Here is a 2,179-nt window from a genome sequence, read left to right on the forward strand (position 1 = left end):
GGTCATGGGTCATAGGCTACTGACCGTTTGTTCCTCCCATAACCCATAACCTATCACCTATTACCCATCTTCATTTCTTCTCCGCGCTCTCGACCATCAGTTTCGCTATCGCCCTTGAAAAGGCAGCCGGGTCTTTCGGTTTCGATCCCTCGAGCACCAGTGCCTGATCGTAGAGCAGGCGTATGTAGTCCTTCAGCTCCATGCCTGCCTCTCCTTTCTCGAAGATGGTGTTCATGGCGGAGAAGAGCGGGTGGGAGGGGTTGAGCTCCAGTATCCTCTTCATGGGAGGCAGGTCCTGGCCCATGGCCTTGAGAAGACGTTCCATGGCCGGATCGAGGTCGCCCTCATCGGCGACAAGACAGCACACCGTGTCGGTAAGCCTTCCCGAGAGCCTCACGTCCTTGACCTCCTCGGAGAGGGTTTCCTTGATGAGATCGATGAGCCTTGCGTACCTCTTCTTCGTTTCTTCCATCTGGACCGTCTTGTCCTTGTCGAGGGAGATGTCGCCCCTCGTGATGGAGTGCATCTTCTTTCCCTTGTATTCGAAGCCGTTGAAGATGAAGTCGTCGATGTCGTCGGTCATGTAGATGACCTCGAACCCTTTCTGTTTGAAGGCTTCGAGGTAGGGCGAGTTGGCGGCATCCGACAGGGATGAGCCGACGATGTAGTAGATCTCCTCCTGCCCTTCCTTCATGTCGTCCACGTATTCCCTGAGGGTCCGGAGCTTGCCCTCCTCAGATCGCGTGGAGGCGAAGAGGAGGAGATCGGCGATGGCCTCCCTCCGTGAGAAGTCGAAGTGGACCCCCTCTTTCAGGACGCGCCCGAATTGACCGTAGACCTTCAGGTAATCGTCGTAGCTGCTCTCCTTCATTTCCTCGAAGGTGTCGAGGATCTTTTTCGTCAGGGAGTTCTTTATGATCTCGACCTGCCGGTTGTTCTGAAGGATCTCCCGGGAGACGTTGAGGGGCAGGTCCGATGAATCGACGACACCGCGCACGAAACGCAGGTACTGGGGTATGAGGTCTTCGCAATGGTCCATGATCCGGACCCTTTTCACGTAGAGCATGGGTCCGTACTTGAAATCGCGATACAGCATGTTCACGGGGGCGACGGAGGGCACGAACATGAGGGCGGCGAATTCCGACGTCCCTTCCGCCCTGTAGTGAATGACCTTCTCGGGGGGATGGAAGTCGTGGGAGACGTGCTTGTAGAAATCGTCGTACTCCTCGGCGCTCACCTCCGACCTATCCTTGAGCCAGAGGGCCTTCATGGAATTGAGCGTCTCCTCTTCGCGGACCGTGACCTTTTCGCCCTTCTTCAGTTCACTGTCCACTTCCTTTTCCACATCCATGACGACGGGGTGTTCGATGAAATCGGAGTATTTCTTGACGACGCTCCTGATCTCCCATTCGCTGAGATAGGCCTTTTCGTCCTCACGCAGGTGAAGGATGACGTCGGTGCCGCGCGAGGCCTTTTCGACCTCGTCAACGGTGAAGGTCCCGTCACCGGCGGATTCCCACTTCACGCCCTTTGTTCCCTTCAAACCGGCGCGGCGGGAAACCACGGTTATCCTGTCGGCAACCATGAAGGAGGAATAGAAGCCCACGCCGAACTGGCCGATGAGCTCGGGATTGTCCTTCACCTCCTGGCTTTTCAAGGCCTCCAGGAATTCCTTCGTACCCGAGCGGGCGATGGTGCCCAGGGATTCAATGGTCTCCTCCCGGGTCATGCCGATGCCGTTGTCGCTCACCGTGAGCGTTCCGGCGTCCCTGTCGACGGCGAGCTTTATCTTCCACCCGCTGCCTTCCTCCAGGATATCGCTGTTCGTCAGCGAGTCATAGCGGGCCCTGTCGATGGCGTCAGAGGCGTTGGATATCAGTTCCCTGAGGAAGACCTCCTTGTGAGAGTAGAGAGAGTGGATCATGAGGTCGAGAAGCTGTTTGACCTCGGTCTTGAATTCCATCCGTTCGCTTGTCATAACCCGATCACCTCGAATTCGATTGTTTTTTCGCACAAAAAATAAGACAGGGGAGGGAAAGAGTCAATAGGGATTAGAAACGGTCTCAAGTCTCAGGTCTCAAGTCTCAGGTTAAAGACCCTGGAGACAGTTCCGGTTTCGGGAAGGAACCGGAACAGATGAATGCCGTCCTTTATCTTTTGCCTGAAACCTGAAACCTGA

The 2,179-nt window shown here is 55.7% G+C and carries 1 protein-coding gene; it reads right to left on the reverse strand.

Translation table 11 applies throughout. The features are described 5' to 3' along the window. Nucleotides 1-70: 70 nt before the first annotated feature. Nucleotides 71-1,978 (reverse strand): molecular chaperone HtpG, encoded by a 1,908-nt coding sequence (htpG, locus tag GXX82_05565; GenBank protein NLT22495.1) that lies wholly within the window; start codon nucleotides 1,976-1,978, stop codon nucleotides 71-73. Nucleotides 1,979-2,179: the final 201 nt, after the last annotated feature.

Origin of the sequence: Syntrophorhabdus sp., from assembly GCA_012719415.1 — a bacterium.
Taxonomy (GTDB): Bacteria; Desulfobacterota; Syntrophorhabdia; order Syntrophorhabdales; family Syntrophorhabdaceae; genus Delta-02.